Annotated in this window: 12 protein-coding genes; 4 read left to right on the top strand and 8 right to left on the bottom strand. The window is 66.0% G+C overall.

Annotation, left to right across the window (positions count from 1 at the left end; all coding sequences use genetic code 11):
- Window positions 1-30: 30 nt before the first annotated feature.
- Window positions 31-675 (bottom strand): bifunctional nicotinamidase/pyrazinamidase, encoded by a 645-nt coding sequence (gene pncA, locus ACEI37_RS18525; protein ID WP_373380115.1) that lies wholly within the window; start codon window positions 673-675, stop codon window positions 31-33.
- Between the two features lie 29 nt (window positions 676-704).
- On the bottom strand, window positions 705-2,786 hold the full coding sequence (locus ACEI37_RS18520; RefSeq protein ID WP_373380114.1) for a 3-hydroxyacyl-CoA dehydrogenase NAD-binding domain-containing protein: 2,082 nt from the start codon (window positions 2,784-2,786) through the stop codon (window positions 705-707).
- 491 nt (window positions 2,787-3,277) lie between these two features.
- Between ACEI37_RS18520 and ACEI37_RS18515 the strand changes: the two genes are divergently transcribed.
- On the top strand, window positions 3,278-4,816 hold the full coding sequence (locus tag ACEI37_RS18515) for an amino acid permease (RefSeq protein WP_373380113.1): 1,539 nt from the start codon (window positions 3,278-3,280) through the stop codon (window positions 4,814-4,816).
- 117 nt (window positions 4,817-4,933) lie between these two features.
- On the opposite strand, the gene ACEI37_RS18510 is transcribed toward ACEI37_RS18515, so the two are convergent.
- The 6 genes from ACEI37_RS18510 to ACEI37_RS18485 form a co-directional block, all read right to left on the bottom strand.
- The gene (locus ACEI37_RS18510) at window positions 4,934-5,647 is read right to left on the bottom strand and encodes an ABC transporter ATP-binding protein (protein WP_373380112.1); all 714 of its coding nucleotides are present in this window, start codon (window positions 5,645-5,647) and stop codon (window positions 4,934-4,936) included.
- A complete protein-coding gene (locus ACEI37_RS18505; protein ID WP_062799147.1) occupies window positions 5,647-6,423 on the bottom strand; it encodes an ABC transporter ATP-binding protein in 777 nt (258 codons plus the stop codon). The genes ACEI37_RS18510 and ACEI37_RS18505 overlap by 1 nt, the downstream gene beginning before the upstream one ends.
- The gene (locus ACEI37_RS18500) at window positions 6,420-7,733 is read right to left on the bottom strand and encodes a branched-chain amino acid ABC transporter permease (RefSeq protein ID WP_183283744.1); all 1,314 of its coding nucleotides are present in this window, start codon (window positions 7,731-7,733) and stop codon (window positions 6,420-6,422) included. The genes ACEI37_RS18505 and ACEI37_RS18500 overlap by 4 nt, the downstream gene beginning before the upstream one ends.
- A gap of 4 nt (window positions 7,734-7,737) precedes the next feature.
- A complete protein-coding gene (locus ACEI37_RS18495; RefSeq protein WP_062799143.1) occupies window positions 7,738-8,685 on the bottom strand; it encodes a branched-chain amino acid ABC transporter permease in 948 nt (315 codons plus the stop codon).
- A 206-nt stretch (window positions 8,686-8,891) separates the two neighbouring features.
- Window positions 8,892-10,142 carry a branched-chain amino acid ABC transporter substrate-binding protein gene (locus tag ACEI37_RS18490; protein WP_373380111.1) on the bottom strand — a complete coding sequence of 417 codons (1,251 nt, stop codon included), beginning with the start codon at window positions 10,140-10,142 and terminating at the stop codon, window positions 8,892-8,894.
- Window positions 10,143-10,290: 148 nt separating this feature from the next.
- Entirely contained in the window at window positions 10,291-11,916 is a 1,626-nt protein-coding gene (locus tag ACEI37_RS18485; RefSeq protein WP_373380110.1) for a 3-(methylthio)propionyl-CoA ligase, read from the bottom strand.
- A gap of 439 nt (window positions 11,917-12,355) precedes the next feature.
- Between ACEI37_RS18485 and ACEI37_RS18480 the strand changes: the two genes are divergently transcribed.
- The 3 genes from ACEI37_RS18480 to ACEI37_RS18470 are packed head-to-tail and all read left to right on the top strand — an operon-like array spanning window position 12,356 to window position 15,026.
- Complete coding sequence (locus tag ACEI37_RS18480; RefSeq protein WP_373380109.1) at window positions 12,356-13,933, top strand: YdiU family protein; 1,578 nt, start codon at window positions 12,356-12,358, stop codon at window positions 13,931-13,933.
- A 50-nt stretch (window positions 13,934-13,983) separates the two neighbouring features.
- A complete protein-coding gene (msrB, locus tag ACEI37_RS18475) occupies window positions 13,984-14,439 on the top strand; it encodes a peptide-methionine (R)-S-oxide reductase MsrB (protein WP_227312063.1) in 456 nt (151 codons plus the stop codon).
- Between the two features lie 47 nt (window positions 14,440-14,486).
- Window positions 14,487-15,026, top strand: a complete 540-nt coding sequence (locus tag ACEI37_RS18470; protein WP_373380108.1) for a septation protein A — start codon at window positions 14,487-14,489, stop codon at window positions 15,024-15,026.
- Window positions 15,027-15,040 lie beyond the last annotated feature (14 nt).

Below are 15,040 nucleotides of genomic sequence, written 5' to 3'. Positions count from 1 at the left end.
CTCTTGTGTCGTTCAGTTCGGTGTTTCGGTTCAGCCCTGGTCCCTGAGCAGGTCGGCGGACATCACGCGCGCGACGCCGGCGGCGCCGAGGTCCTGCCATGCCCTGGCCAGTGACCCTTGCAGGTCGATGGCCCGGCACGCATCCTCGATCAGCGCGGCCTCGAAGCCTGCAGCGCGCGCGTCGAGCGCGCTCCAGGCCACGCAGTAGTCCGTCGCCAGCCCGGCGCAGAACACGCGCCTGACGCCATGCTCGCGCAGGTAGCCGGCCAGTCCGGTGCGCGTGGTGCGGTCCGCTTCCATGAAGGCGGAGTAGCTGTCCACGCCGGCATGGTGGCCCTTGCGGATCACCAGCCGTGCGTGCGGCACGTGCAGGCCCGCATGCAGCGCGGCGCCGTGCGTGTCCTGCACGCAGTGCACCGGCCACAGCACCTGCTCGCCATACGGCAGCGCCAGCGTCTGGAACGGCTGCGCGCCGGCATGGTTGGCCGCGAACGAGACGTGCGCGGCCGGATGCCAGTCCTGCGTCAGCACCACATGCCCGAACGCGCGCGCCAGCCGGTTGATGACGGGCACCACTTCATCGCCGTTGGGCACGGCAAGCGCGCCGCCCGGCATGAAGTCGTTCTGCACGTCGATCACCAGCAGGCAATCGTCAGGTCGTAGGGTGGTGTCCATGTCAGTGCCAGGGGGAACCGTTTGGCGTCTTAGCCGTTGAAGCCCTTGCCTTCGTCGGCCAGCTTCTGCAGCAGCGGCGCGACCTGCCAGGCTTCGCCGTGGTAGCCCTTGGCGTAGCGCTTCATTGCCAGCGCCACGTTGTACAGGCCGACCTGGTCCGCATACAGCATCGGGCCGCCGCGGAACAGCGGGAAGCCGTAGCCGGTCAGGTACACCATGTCGATATCCGAGGCCTTGGAAGCAATGCCCTCTTCCAGGATCTTGGCGCCTTCGTTGACCAGCGCGAACACCAGGCGCTCGACGATCTCCTCGTCCGAGATCTTGCGGCGCGTCAGCCCCAAGTCCTTCGAATGCTGCACGATCATGTCGTTGACCTGCTGGTTCGGATACGGCTTGCGGTCGCCCGCCTTGTAGTCGTACCAGCCCGCGCCGGTCTTCTGGCCGAAGCGGCCCATCTCGCACAGCAGGTCGGCGGTCTTCGAATACTGGATGTCCGGCTTGTCCACGGCGCGGCGCTTGCGGATGGCCCAGCCGATGTCGTTGCCGGCCAGGTCGCCCATGCGGAACGGGCCCATGGCAAAGCCGAACTTCTCGATGGCCTTGTCGACCTGCTCCGGCAGCGCGCCTTCGTCCAGCAGGTAGCCGGCCTGGCGGCTGTACTGCTCGATCATGCGGTTGCCGATAAAGCCGTCGCACACGCCCGACACCACCGCGGTCTTCTTGATCTTCTTGGCGACCTGCATCACCGTGGCCAGCACGTCCTTGCCGGTCTGGTCGCCGCGCACCACTTCCAGCAGCTTCATCACGTTGGCCGGGCTGAAGAAGTGCATGCCGACCACGTCCTGCGGACGCTTGGTGAACGAGGCGATCTTGTTGACGTCCAGCGTCGAGGTGTTCGACGCCAGGATCGCGCCCGGCTTCATCACTTCGTCCAGCTTCTTGAAGACGATTTCCTTGACGCCCATCTCTTCGAACACGGCCTCGATCACCATGTCCGCGTCCTTGATGTCGTCATACGACAGCGTGGTGCTCAGCAGCCCCATGCGCTGCTCGACCTTCTCCTGCGTCAGCTTGCCCTTCTTGGCGCTGTTCTCGTAGTTCTTGCGGATGATGCCGACGCCGCGGTCGAGCGCTTCCTGCTTGGTTTCCAGGATCGTGACCGGGATGCCCGCGTTGAGGAAGTTCATGCTGATGCCGCCGCCCATGGTGCCGGCGCCGATCACGGCGACCTTCTCGATCTTGCGCACCGGGGTGCCTTCGGGCACGTCGGGGATCTTGCTGGCGGCACGCTCGCCAAAGAAGGCATGGCGCAGCGCGCGCGATTCCGGCGTGGTCACCAGGAACAGGAAGCCCTCGCGCTCCTGCTTCAGGCCCTGCTCGAACGGCTTGAGCGAGCCGGCCACGGCTTCCAGGCACTTCAGCGGCGCCGGGAAGTTCTTGGCCATCGCGGCAACGGTGTTGCGGGCGAAGCCGAGGTAGCCTTCGGCGTTTTCGTGACGCACCTTCAGGTCGCGCACCTTCGGGTGCGGGCCGCTGGCGGCGCCGACGTTCTGTGCGAACTTGACCGCCGCGGGCAGCACGTCGCCCTCGACGATTTCATCGAACAGCTTGGTGCCGGCGAACTTCTCGGACGGCACCGCGGTGCCCGACACGATCATGTTGGCGGCGGCCTCCAGGCCGATCACGCGCGGCAGGCGCTGCGTGCCGCCCGCGCCGGGCAGCAGGCCCAGCTTCACTTCCGGCAGCGCGATCTGCGCGCCCTTGGCGGCGACGCGGTAGTTGCAGCCCAGCGCCAGTTCCAGGCCGCCGCCCATCGCGACCGAATGCACCGCCGCCACCACCGGCTTGGACGAGGCTTCCAGCACGCGGATCACCGAATGCAGGGTCGGCTCCTGCATGGCCTTGGGCGTATTGAATTCGCGGATGTCGGCGCCGCCCGAGAAAGCCTTGCCAGCGCCGGTGATGACGATCGCCTTGACGGCGGCATCGTCCAGCGCACGGGTCATGCCTTCGACGATGCCAAGCCGGGTGCTGTGACCCAGGCCGTTGACAGGGGGATTGTCGAGCGTGATGACGGCTACGCCGTCCTGAACCTGATACTGCGCTGTCATGCTGGTTCCTTTGGTGTCAGAAGTTGTCTCGGGATTCGAATTCTCGAATGAATGTTCTCTGCTGCGCTGGGCGTGCCGGCCGGTGCCGGCGCCTCCCCGGGTCGCGGCGGTCATGGGCGGGGTTAACCCTTGACCCGATCGGCCGCTTTCCCGCGCCTCACAACGCCTTCCGGCGCTTGGGCGAAACAAGCATACACAAAATAGCACGGTCGTTCAATTTCAATTTCCGAACATTTCGGGGCCATGCGCAACGCGAATGCCGCCCCTGATCGCCCTGCATGGAGCCAGCGCTTAACGATCAGCAGGCAGACGCCCTCGATGCCGGTTAAGGCACTTGCCTGCTGCTGCGAGCACCGTCCCCAGACCAGTATCGGACTTTATTTGACCGATACGGGAAAATCGCCGGCGCAGACGCGGTAGACTCGCGGCTTTTCGTTTTTTGCCCCCTGGCCTTCACGAGACGCCGGGCGGCGGAAGGTCCAGCGACCCTGATGTCTTCCCCAAGCCAATCTTCGTCCCCGCGCGCTGCCACGGCGCACGGGCACCAGCACCCGCTGGTCGAGCACGACGACCTCCAGCGCAAGCTCAAGGCCCGCCACCTGACCATGATCGCCGTCGGCGGCGCGGTCGGCACCGGCCTGTTCGTTGCCTCGGGCGCTTCGATCGCGCAGGCCGGCCCGGGCGGCGCGCTGCTGATGTATATGCTGCTCGGCCTGATGGTGTATTGCCTGATGACCAGCCTGGGCGAACTGGCGGTGCACATGCCGGTGGCCGGCTCCTTTGTCACCTACAGCGCGCTCTATGTCGACGAAGGCTTCGGCTTTGCGCTGGGGTGGAACTACTGGTTCAGCCTTGCCGTAACCATCGCCGTCGAGCTGACCGCGGCGCAGCTGGTGATGCAGTACTGGTTTCCCGACGTGCCCGGGGTGCTGTGGAGCGCAGGCTTCCTGCTGCTGATGTTCGGGCTCAACGCGTTCTCGGTGCGCGGCTTCGGCGAGGCCGAATACTGGTTCGCGCTGGTCAAGGTGGTGACCGTGGTGGTGTTTCTGGGCGTGGGCCTGCTGATGATCATCGGCATCATGCAGGGCGGCCCGCAGTCCGGCTGGCATAACTTCACCGCCGGCGACGCGCCCTTCGTCGGCGGCATCCCGGCCATGTTCGGCGTGGCCATGATCGCGGGCTTCTCCTTCCTCGGCACCGAAACCGTCGGCGTCGCCGCCGGCGAGGCCGAACGCCCCGCCGTCACCATTCCGCGCGCGATCCGCCAGACCTTCTGGCGCATCCTGCTGTTCTACGTGCTGGCGATCCTGATCATCGGTGTGCTCATCCCTTATACCGACCCCAACCTGCTGCGCAATGACGTCACCGACGTAGGCGTGAGCCCGTTCGCGCTGGTGTTCCGCCACGCCGGCCTGGCCTTCGCCGCCGGCCTGATGAACGCGGTGGTGCTGACCGCGCTGCTGTCGGCGGGTACTTCCAGCATGTACGTGTCGACGCGGATCCTGTACGGCCTCGCCGTCAGCCGCCGCGCGCCGCGCGTGTTCGCCAGGCTGACGCGCAACGGCGTGCCGTTCTACGCGCTGCTGGCGACCACCGGCATCGGCGCGCTGTGCTTCCTCAGCTCTCTGCTCGGCAACAAGACCGCCTACCTGTGGCTGCTCAACACCTCGGCCATGACCGGCTTCATCGCCTGGCTCGGCATCGCCGTCAGCCACTACCGTTTTCGCCGCGGCATGGCGCGTCAGGGCCATGACGTCAGCCAGCTCGCCTACCGCTCGCCGCTGTATCCGTTCGGGCCGATTTTTTCGGCGGTGCTGTGCCTGGTGATCATCGGTGGGCAGAATTACCAGGCCTTCGCGGACATCCCGAACCGGTGGCCGGAAATCATCGCGACTTATATTGGCGTGCCGGTGTTTCTGGTGCTGTGGCTGGGATATCGTCTGGTCACCGGGTCGCGGCTGATTGCGTATGAGGATATGCCGTTTGAGTTTCCGCAGCGGAAGGCGGAGGACACGCGAAAGGTCGGGTAAGAACCCGGGGCCAGGCATGGCGATGCGCTGGACTTCGTTGAGACTTCGGCCATCTCCCCCGCCCCTCTCCCGCGAGCGGGAGAGGGAAGAAAACAGGCGGGAATCGCAGGCTGGGAGCTATACCTCCAGCCACTCCTTCCTGACCTGCCCGTTCGCCTTCAGTTCGCCCGGCGTCCCTTCGAACACGATATGCCCGTGGCCCATGACGTAGACGCGCTGCGAGATATCCAGCGCAATCGCCAGCTTCTGCTCGATCAGCAGCACCGAGACGCCACGTTCCTTCAAGGTCTTCAGGTAATCCCCCACCAGCGCCACGATCATCGGCGCCAGCCCTTCAGTCGGCTCGTCGATCAGGACCAGGTCAGGATCGCCCATCAGTGTGCGGCACAGCGTCAGCATCTGCTGCTCGCCGCCCGACAGCACGCCGGCCGAGGTGTTCTCGCGCTCCTTCAGGCGCGGGAACATGTTGAACATGTCCTCCACGCTCCAGCGTGGCCTGGCCTGGCGCGGGTTGCGCTTCTCACCAAGCAGCAGATTCTGGCGCACCGTCAGCGTAGGGAAAATATCCCGGTTCTCCGGCACGTAGCCGATGCCGAGATGCGCAATCTCGAAGGTGCGCCGCCCGAGGATCTCTTCGCCCCGGAACTTCACCGACCCTTCCGCCTTGACCATGCCCAGGATGGCCTTGGCCATGGTCGAGCGCCCCACCCCGTTGCGCCCCAGCAGCGCCACGATCTCGCCCTCGTCGATATGCGCGTCGACGCCGTGCAGGATATGGCTCTTGCCGTAATAGGCGTGCAGGCCCGTGACTTCCAGCATGCGCTTGCCCATCAGTGCGCTCCTTCGGTGGTGGCTTCGTCGAGCGTGGTGCCCAGGTAGGCCTCCTTGACCTTGCGGTTGTTGCGGATTGCCTGCGGGGTATCGGTGGCGATGACTTCGCCGTAGACCAGCACCGAGATGCGGTCGGCCAGCCCGAACACCACGCTCATGTCGTGCTCGACCATCACCAGCGTCTTGCCCACCGTGACCTTGCGGATCAGCTCGACCGCGTGGTCCGATTCCGAGCGGCTCATGCCGGCGGTGGGTTCGTCCAGCAGGATCACCTCGGCGCCGCCGGCAATGGTGATGCCGATCTCCAGCGCGCGCTGCTCGGCATAGGTCAGCAGGCCGGCCTGGGTATCGCGGCGATGCTGCATGCCGATCAGCTCGAGCACGTCCTCGGCGCGCTCGCGCGCATCGCGCAGGCCGGTAAGCCGGTGCCAGAACGAATACTTGTAGCCGAGCGACCACAGCACCGCGCAGCGCAGGTTCTCGAACACCGACAGCCGGTGGAAGATGTTGGTGATCTGGAAGCTGCGCGACAGCCCCATGCGGTTGATGACGAAGGGCTGCAGCCCGCCGATCTCCTCGCCGTTCAGCCGCACCGTGCCGCTGCTCGGCGCAAAGCGGCCCGAGATCAAATTGAAGGTAGTCGACTTGCCGGCGCCGTTGGGGCCGATCAGCGCATGGCGCTCACCCTTGGGGATGCTCAGGTTCACGCCGCGGATGATCTCCGTCTGGCCGAACTTCTTGCGTACATCGGTCAGTTCCAGTGCCGCCGCGCTCATGCCCTACCTCCTGCGATTTCTGCCTGCACCTTGTCCCATTGCGCGCGCGACGCGCGCACCGCCAGCCGCCACGCGCCCAGCCCCACTGCCCACAGCGCCGCCGCCGCCAGCCATGGCATCCAGGTCGCGGCATCGAAGCCGATGCCGAACAGCTTCATCGCGGTGCCGTTGGCGCTGTCGACCTGCACCTTGTAGACCAGTTCGACGGTCACGATCATCGCCACCAGCAGCACCACGCCGGCCGCGCCGGCCTTGGCATAGGACGGCAGCATGCGGCGCAGCTTGCCCTTCGCGGCCAGCGGCAGCTGCATCAGCAGCAGGCTGGCCAGGCCGCCCGGCACGAACATCACCATCAGCACGAAGAACAGGCCCAGGTAGAGCAGCCAGGCCTTGGTCAGGTCCGACAGCGCCACCGCGAACAGCACGAACACCACCGCGCCGATGACCGGCCCGAAGAACACCCCGGCGCCGCCGATGAACACCGCCAGCAGCACGCCGCCAGAACGCACCGCGCTGACGTTCTCGGCCGAGACGATCTCGAAGTTGATCGCCGCCAGCGCGCCGGAGATGCCGGCGAAGAACGCCGACAGGATCAGCACCAGGTAGCGCACGCGCTGGGTGTTGTAGCCGATGAACTCGACCCGCTCGGGGTTGTCGCGCACCGCGTTGGCAATGCGGCCCAGCGGGGTCTGGGTCCAGGCGTACATCGCCACCATCGACACCAGGCACCACGCCGCGATCAGGTAGTAAACCTGGCGCCCGGGCCCGAAGCTGATGCCCAGGAACGGGTCGCCGACCACGCGGTTGGTGGAGATGCCGCCCTCGCCGCCGAAGAACTCGGGGAACATCAGCGAACTGGCAAAGACCATCTCGCCGATGCCCATGGTGATCATGGCGAAGGTGGTGCCGGCCTTCTTGGTGGTGACGTAGCCGAAGATGACGCCGAAGAACGCGCCGGCCAGCCCACCTACCAGCGGCAGCATCGACACCGGCAGCCACACCTTGCCGGCGCCGACCATGTTCAGCACGTGCACGGCGATAAAGGCGCCCAGACCGGAATACACCGCATGGCCGAACGACAGCATGCCGGTCTGGCCCAGCAGCATGTTGTACGACAGCGCGAAGATGATCATGATGCCCATCTGCGACATCAGCGTGATGGCGAAGCCCCCGGTGAAGAACAGCGGCAGCACCAGCATGACCAGCACGGTCAGGCTCCAGATGATCCAGCGCGCCAGGTTCAGCGGGCGGTAGCGCAGGGTGCGGCCGGTTGCCACCGGCTCGCGGGGTTGTTGCATCGCTTGCTCCATGGCCTCAGCTCTCCCGGGTTCCCATCAGTCCACGCGGGCGGAAGATCAGCATCACCACCAGCAGCAGGTACGGCAGCACCGGCGCCACCTGGGCCACCGTCAGCTTCCACAGCGAATAGAACGGCGTGGCCTCGCTGACCGCCAGCCCCAGGCTGGTCATCAGGCCCGCCAGCGAGGCGTCGATGGTGACCGCAAAGGTCTGCAGCACGCCGATCAGGATCGACGCGATGAACGCGCCCACCAGCGACCCCATGCCGCCCACCACCGCCACCACGAACACGATCGAGCCCACCGCCGCGGCCATCGACGGCTCGGTGACGAAGGCATTGCCGCCGATCACCCCGGCCAGCCCCGCCAGCGCGGCGCCGCCGCCGAACACCATCATGAAGACGCGCGGCACGTTGTGGCCCAGCGCCTCGACCATCTCGGGATGGGTCAGCGCGGCCTGGATCACCAGCCCGATGCGGGTGCGCGTCAGCACCAGGTAGATCGCCACCAGCATGCCCAGCGACACCAGCATCATGAAGGCGCGGTACTTCGGGAACGACGAGGTGAACACCGTGAACAGCGGCCCGTCGAGTTCGGCGGGAATCCGGTACGGCACCGCCGCCAGGCCCCACACCAGCTTGACGCCCTCCTCGATCAGGTAGGCCAGGCCGAAGGTGAACAGCAGCTCGGCCACGTGGCCGTACTTGTGCACCGTGCGCAGGCCGAAGCGCTCCACCAGCGCGCCCGCGCCGGCTACCAGCAGCGGCGCGAAGATCAGCGCCGGCCAGAAGCCGATCTTGCTGGCGATGGTGTAGGCAAAGTATGCGCCCAGCATGTAGAAGCTGGCATGGGCAAAGTTGAGCACGCCCATCATGCTGAAGATCAGCGTGAGGCCCGACGACAGCATGAACAGCAGCAGCCCGTAGCTGATGCCGTTCAGCAGTGAGATGACGAAGAATTCCACAGCATGTCCTTCAAGCTGGTGCCGCCATGCGCGCGCACGGCGGCAGCCGTCCGGGTCGATCGAGGGTGAGCGCCTCCGCCGGGGGCGGACATCGCCCCCGGACACTCCCCGTTATGGTCTGGAAAAAGACCGGAATGTCGGCCGGAAAGACCGGAAGTATGCAGGCCGCGCGGCCACTTTGTCAGCGTGTCCGCGCGGTCGCCAGATCAGCCCGGCCGCTTCATCTGGCACGAGGTCGGCTGGGCCGACACGTACTGGTCCATCAGCGCGTTGGTCTTCCAGCCGTAGCCGGTGTTTTCCTGGTCGTACTTGACTTCCTTGCCGTCGACCTTGGTCCAGGTGGCCACCACCAGCGGCTGCTGCGCCTGGTGGTCGGTGTTGCGCATCTCGACCGTGCCGTTCATGCTGTCGACCTTGATGCCTTCCAGCGCCTTGGCCACCTTGACCGGGTCGGTCGAGTTGGCGTCCTTCATCGCCTTGCTGAGCATGGCAATGCCGGTGTACGAGGCCATCACGTAGAAGTCGTCGTTGTACTTCTTCTTGTAGCCCTCGATGATGTCGGCGCCGCGGAAGCCCTTGTTGTTGGGGTTGTAGTAGCCCACGTACTTGACGTGCTCGGCGCCGGCCGCGCCCATCGCCGTCGGCACGCCGGTGGTGCCGGCGTAGTAGGTGTAGTAGTTGGTGGTCAGGCCGGCGTCCTTGCCGGCCTTGATCAGCAGCGCGAGGTCGCTGCCCCAGTTGCCGGTGATCACGGTATCGGCGCCGGAGGCCTTGATCTTGGCCGCGTACGGCGCGAAGTCCTTGACCTGCGCCAGCGGATGCAGGTCTTCGCCGACGATCTGGATGTCCGGACGCTTGCGCTTAAGGTAGTCCTTGGCGGCGCGCGCCACCTGGTGGCCGAACGAGTAGTTCTGGTTGATCAGGTAGACCTTCTTGACGTTCGGGTCCTTGGCCAGGAAGGTGGTCAGCGCCTCCATCTTCATGTCCGAGTTGGCATCCAGGCGGAAATGCCAGTAGTTGCACTTGGCATTGGTCATGTCCGGATCGACCGCGGCGTAGTTCAGGTAGACGATCTCCTTGCCGGGGTTGCGCTCGTTGTGCTTGGCCACCGCATCCTGCAGCGCCAGGCCGACCGACGAGCCGTTGCCCTGCACGATGTAGCGAATGCCCTGGTCGATCGCCTGCTTGAGGATGGTCAGGCTTTCCTGCGGCGACAGCTTGTTGTCGAAGCCCACCACCTCGAACTTGTGCGGACCGGCCCAGCCCTTCTGGTTGGCGACATCGGCCACGTACTGCCAGCTCTTGAGCTGGTTCTGGCCAACCGGGGCCATCAGGCCCGAGAGCGGATCGATAAAGGCGATCTTCACCGTATCCGCGAGCGCGGATCCCGAAACCAGCGCAGAACCCAGTGCGGCAAACATGGCCACACCGGCCACCAGCGGACGCATTTTCGTCATACCTGTCTCCTTCACTCTTGTCGTGGCTTGTCGTTCGATGTCGTCGATGCGGCCAGCCGCGTGGCGCCCTCCTGTTCGCGCCGCGCGGCCGGCCCCGGCAACGCCGTGCCGCAAGCTGGCCGGCGCACCGGATGCTGGCCTGCCGGCCTCAGGCAGTCGGCAGCTTGTAGTCCTTGAACTGCTCGCGCAGCCGCAGCTTCTGCATCTTGCCGGTGGCCGTCAGCGGAATCTCGTTGACAAAGGCCACGTCGTCCGGAATCCACCACTTGGCGACCTTGCCTTCGAAGAACTGCAGCAACTCCTCGCGGGTGACTTCGGCGCCGGGCTTCTTCACCACCACCAGCAGCGGGCGCTCGTCCCACTTTGGGTGGTAGGCGGAGATGCAGGCCGCCATGTGCACCGCCGGATGCGCGGCGGCGACGTTCTCGATATCGATCGACGAAATCCATTCGCCGCCGGACTTGATCACGTCCTTGCTACGGTCGGTGATCTGCATGAAGCCGTCGGCATCGATGGTGGCGACATCGCCGGTGGGGAACCAGCCGTCGACCAGCGGGCTGACGTCATTGCGGAAATAGCGGTCGATGATCCACGGCCCGCGCACCAGCAGGTCGCCGAAGGCCTTGCCGTCCCACGGCAGTTCCTTGCCCTCGCCGTCGATGATCTTCATGTCGACGCCGTAGATCACGCGGCCCTGCTTCTCCTGGATCTTGTGGCGCTCGGCATCGGGCAGGTCGTGGTGCTTGGCCAGCAGCTTGCTTGCGGTACCCAGCGGCGACATCTCGGTCATGCCCCAGGCGTGGATCACCTCAACGTCCAGCGCCTCGAGCGCGCGGATCATCGCCGGCGGCGCGGCCGAGCCGCCGATCACGGTGCGGCGGAAGGTGGAGAACTTCAGCTGGTTGGCCTGCACGTGCTGCAGCAGGCCAAGCCACACCGTCGGCACGCCGGCGGAGAAGGTCACCTTTTCCTGCTCGAACAGCTCATAGAGCGAGGCGCCGTCGAGCTTGGGCCCCGGCAGCACCAGCTTGGCGCCGACCAGCGGCACCGAATACGGCAGGCCCCAGGCATTGACGTGGAACATCGGCACCACCGGCAGGATCACGTCGCTGGCCGAGCAGCCCAGCGCATCCGGCATGGCCGACGCGTAGGAGTGCAGCACCGTGGAGCGGTGCGAATACAGCGCGCCCTTCGGATTGCCGGTGGTGCCCGAGGTGTAGCACAGGCTCGATGCAAGGTTCTCGTCGAACTGCGGCCATTCGTAGTTGCCGTCCTGGGCGTCGAGCAATTCCTCGTAGCACAGCAGCGGCACCTTGGCTTCGGCCGGCATGTGCGCGCGGTCGGTCATCGCCACCCAGCCTTTGACGTTGGGGCAATGCGGCGCCACGCCTTCCACCAGCGGCAGGAAGGTCAGGTCGAAAAAGATATAGCCGTCTTCCGCGTGGTTGACGATATAGGCAATCTGCTCGGGGAACAGGCGCGGATTGACGGTATGGCAGACGGCGCCCATGCCGGACACGCCGTAGTAGACCTCCAGGTGGCGGTAGCCGTTCCAGGCCAGCGTGCCGACACGCTCGCCCTGCTTCACGCCGAGCGCGCCGAGCGCCTGCGCCAGCTTGCGCGCACGCAGCTCGCAATCGCGGTACGTATAGCGATGCAGGTCGCCCTCCGTGCGCCGCGAGACGATCTCGGTGCTGCCGTAATAACGCGCGGCGTGTTTGATGATGGAGGAAATGAGCAGCGGTGCGCTCATCATTTGACCCATCAATGCCATGAACCTGCCTCCTGAATACTGTTCTGTTCCACCGAAAAACGAACAACCGTACTATTTTTGGACGGTCGTTCGCATGTATGGCATCGGCAAGGAGCCGATCCGGTCGTGCACTGCCGTACTGTCGTCGCCTGCTGTCGTCGGGGCCGCAATTCTGCGGAAGTCCATGCACCGGATTCATGGGCTAATTGAAGGCAGGAAATAACCTTGCGGTGCATGGCGGCATGTCCAGGCCGGGCGCAGTCTGGTGCCGCGGTCTGGTACCGTTGAGGACGTACAATACTGCGTGGCATGTTGCACCTCAACATGTCGTTTTCCCTAGCCACCATCGCATTTTCGTGCCTTGCGCATGCCGCGCCGCACCGCCTCAGACGCGTGCCGCGGCGCCGCGCCGAGCGCACCGAAAGCGCACTGCCACATGGCGCCCGAGCGCCTCTACGCGATGCCAGACACGCCCCCGCCGCACGCTCCGCAAGCCGTTGCCGATACCGCCACGCCGGCGACGCTGCCACTGCCATTCCCGACCGCGCCCGGCTTTGCCGAACTGGGCCCGCAGTTCTTCACGCGCCTACGTCCGACGCCGCTGCCGTCGCCATACCTGGTCAGCGTGGCGCCGGCGGCCGCAGCGCTATTGGGCTGGGATGCCAGCGTCGGCAGCCGGCAAGACTTCATCGACACCTTCATCGGCAACCAGGTGCCGGACTGGGCCGATCCGCTGGCGACGGTCTATTCCGGGCACCAGTTCGGGGTCTGGGCCGGCCAGCTCGGCGACGGCCGCGCCATCCGCCTGGCGCAGGCGCAGACCGACACCGGCCCCTGGGAAATCCAGCTCAAGGGCGCGGGCCTGACGCCCTATTCGCGCATGGCCGACGGGCGCGCGGTGCTGCGCTCGTCGATCCGCGAGTACCTGTGCTCGGAGGCAATGGCCGCGCTGGGCGTGCCGACCACGCGCGCACTGTCGATCATGGGCTCCGACGCGCCGGTGCGGCGCGAGACTATCGAGACCGCCGCGGTCGTGACCCGGCTGTCGCCCACCTTCATACGCTTCGGGCATTTCGAGCATTTCGCCGCGCACGACGACGTGGCCGCGCTGCGCAAGCTGGCGGATTTCGTCATCGACAACTTCATGCCCGCCTGCCGCGACGACAGCCAGCCGTACCAGGCATTGCTGCGCGAGGTCTCGCTGCGCACCGCCGACCTGATCGCGCACTGGCAGGCGGTGGGTTTCTGCCACGGCGTGATGAACACCGACAATATGTCGATCCTGGGCCTGACCATCGATTACGGTCCGTTCGGCTTCCTCGACGCGTTCGACGCCAACCATATCTGCAACCACTCCGACACCCAGGGCCGCTACGCCTACAGCCAGCAACCGCAGGTGGCGTTCTGGAACCTGCACTGCCTGGCGCAGGCGCTGCTGCCGCTGTGGCTGCCGCCAGAGAGCGCCGACCAGGAAGGCGCGCGCGACGCAGCGGTGGAAGCCGCGCGCGCCGCGCTGGATCCGTTCCGCGACCGCTACGCCGCGGCGTTCTTCCGCCACTACCGCGCCAAGCTGGGCCTGCGGCCGCCCGCCGGCGGCGATGACAAGGCCGACGAGCCGCTGCTGACCAGCCTGTTCCAGCTGCTGCACGGCCAGCGCGTCGACTACACGCTGTTCTGGCGCAAGTTGTGCGGCATTTCGTCCACCGATGCCTCGCGCGACGCGCCGGTGCGCGACCTGTTCCTCGACCGCGCCGCCTTCGACGCATGGGTGGCCGACTACCGCGTGCGCCTGCGCGCCGAGCAATCGCACGATGCCGCCCGCGAACTGGAAATGCTGGCGGTCAACCCCAAATACGTGCTGCGCAACCACCTGGCCGAGACCGCCATCCGCCGTGCGCGCGAGGACAAGGACTTCAGCGAGGTGGACCGGCTGCTGGCAGTGCTGTCGCGCCCGTTCGACGAACAGCCCGAGGCCGGGCACTACGCGGCGCTGCCGCCGGACTGGGCCGCGGGGCTGGAAGTCAGCTGCTCCTCTTGACCACTGCGCCTGACCGGCCATCCACTCCAGGGAACACCGCGAGGACAACCATGACCACCACCAAGACCGACGCCGAGTGGCGTGCACAACTCTCCGACATTGAATACCGCGTAACCCGCGAGGCCGCCACCGAGCGCCCCTTCACCGGCCGCTACTGGGACCACTGGGACCAGGGCATCTACCACTGCGTGGGGTGCGGCACGCCGCTGTTCGAATCGGCCACCAAGTTCGATGCGGGCTGCGGCTGGCCCAGCTATTTCCGCCCGATCAACGGCGAGGTAATCGCCGAGCATGTCGACCATAGCCACGGCATGACGCGCATCGAAGTCCGCTGCAAGGAATGCGGCAGCCACCTGGGCCACGTGTTCGAGGATGGGCCCGCCCCGACCGGCCTGCGCTATTGCATCAACTCGGCTGCGCTAAAATTCGACGATCGCGACCCGGCTCAACGTGCGGCGGATGATGCCCACGCTGGCGACGCGCCCAAACGCGACCCGCAGCCCTGACGCCTGAACTGCCCGGCCAAGACGCCGGGCATCCAACCTGGACCCGCATGAAATTCCTGTTCGACCTGTTCCCGGTCATCCTTTTCTTTGCCGCATTCAAGCTGGCCGACATCTACACCGCCACCGCGGTGGCCATCGCCGCTACGGTGGTGCAGATCGGCTGGGTCTGGTTCCGCCACCGCAAGGTCGAGCCGATGCAGTGGGTCAGCCTGCTGATCATCGCGGTCTTCGGCGGCGCCACGCTGGTGCTGCACAACGAGACCTTCATCAAGTGGAAGCCGACCGTGCTGTACTGGCTGTTCGCGGCCGCGCTGCTGGGTTCGGTGCTGGTGTGGCGCAAGAACCTGATCCGCGCCATGATGGAAAAGCAGATGTCGCTGCCGGACCCCGTGTGGGCGCGGCTGAATCTCGCGTGGGCCGGCTTCTTCGCCGCCATGGGCGTGCTCAACCTGTACGTCGCCTACCAGTTCTCGACCGAGGCCTGGGTCAACTTCAAGCTGTTCGGCAGCATGGGGCTGATGCTGGTCTTCATCGTCGCGCAAAGCGTCTGGCTGTCGCGCCACATGCCGGAAAACACCCGGGACTGAAAGCGGCGCCCCGC

The organism is Cupriavidus nantongensis (assembly GCF_041726985.1).
GTDB lineage: Bacteria > Pseudomonadota > Gammaproteobacteria > Burkholderiales > Burkholderiaceae > Cupriavidus > Cupriavidus nantongensis_A.
The sequence above is the reverse complement of the archived record's forward strand: the minus strand, read 5'-3'. Positions and strand labels throughout refer to the sequence as shown.

Excerpts from the sequence above, each read along its gene's own strand:
- ACEI37_RS18505 (WP_062799147.1), bottom strand. The coding sequence starts at position 6,423 with ATGAGCGCGGCGGCACTGGAACTGACCGATGTACGCAAGAAGTTCGGC.
- ACEI37_RS18470 (WP_373380108.1), top strand. The coding sequence starts at position 14,487 with ATGAAATTCCTGTTCGACCTGTTCCCGGTCATCCTTTTCTTTGCCGCA.
- pncA (WP_373380115.1), bottom strand. The coding sequence starts at position 675 with ATGGACACCACCCTACGACCTGACGATTGCCTGCTGGTGATCGACGTG.
- ACEI37_RS18485 (WP_373380110.1), bottom strand. The coding sequence starts at position 11,916 with ATGGCATTGATGGGTCAAATGATGAGCGCACCGCTGCTCATTTCCTCC.
- ACEI37_RS18515 (WP_373380113.1), top strand. The coding sequence starts at position 3,278 with ATGTCTTCCCCAAGCCAATCTTCGTCCCCGCGCGCTGCCACGGCGCAC.
- ACEI37_RS18480 (WP_373380109.1), top strand. The coding sequence starts at position 12,356 with ATGCCAGACACGCCCCCGCCGCACGCTCCGCAAGCCGTTGCCGATACC.
- msrB (WP_227312063.1), top strand. The coding sequence starts at position 13,984 with ATGACCACCACCAAGACCGACGCCGAGTGGCGTGCACAACTCTCCGAC.
- ACEI37_RS18520 (WP_373380114.1), bottom strand. The coding sequence starts at position 2,786 with ATGACAGCGCAGTATCAGGTTCAGGACGGCGTAGCCGTCATCACGCTC.
- ACEI37_RS18500 (WP_183283744.1), bottom strand. The coding sequence starts at position 7,733 with ATGGAGCAAGCGATGCAACAACCCCGCGAGCCGGTGGCAACCGGCCGC.
- ACEI37_RS18490 (WP_373380111.1), bottom strand. The coding sequence starts at position 10,142 with ATGACGAAAATGCGTCCGCTGGTGGCCGGTGTGGCCATGTTTGCCGCA.
- ACEI37_RS18510 (WP_373380112.1), bottom strand. The coding sequence starts at position 5,647 with ATGGGCAAGCGCATGCTGGAAGTCACGGGCCTGCACGCCTATTACGGC.